This is a genomic window from Ensifer sp. 22460, assembly GCF_052044935.1.
Lineage (GTDB): Bacteria > Pseudomonadota > Alphaproteobacteria > Rhizobiales > Rhizobiaceae > Ensifer.
Window position 1 is genome coordinate 1 of record NZ_JBQENZ010000076.1, and the last position, 496, is coordinate 496.

Genomic DNA, 496 nt, shown 5'->3' on the forward strand with positions numbered 1-496 from the left:
ATTGCCGGAAGAGGCCGCATTGTCATCGTCTATGAGCGTGTCGTCGCCCGCTCCGGCATTGATCGTGTCGCTGCCTTCGCCGCCGGCCAGGTAGTCGGCGCCGTCGCCGCCGATCAGGCCGTCGTCACCGCTGCCGCCAAAGGCCTGGCCGCCGTCGGCGCTCGTGTCGAGCGTATCAGTGCCAAGGCCGCCATCCAGGTAGTCGTAGCCGGCCCCCCCGGTCAGCGTGTCGTCGCCTTCACCACCAACCATGCTGTCATTGTCGTCGCCGCCATCGAGGTTGTCGCTGCCAGCCCCGCCGTCGAGAGCGTCAGAACCCGATCCGCCGGAAAGCGTGTCATTGCCCTCGCCACCCTGGAGGTTGTCGCTGCCGGCGCCGCCAGACAACGTATCGTTACCAAGGCCGCCGTAAAGCTGATCATTCCCGTCCAACGTGGTGATGACGTCGTCGCCCGAACCGCCGGTGATCTGGACGTGCTCGACATTGACGAAGGTC

Annotated in this window: 1 protein-coding gene; it reads right to left on the minus strand. The window is 65.9% G+C overall.

Annotation, left to right across the window (positions count from 1 at the left end; genetic code table 11):
• A partial coding sequence (locus ACTJKM_RS36065; RefSeq protein ID WP_440661895.1) for a calcium-binding protein occupies positions 1–496 on the minus strand: 496 nt, incomplete at both ends.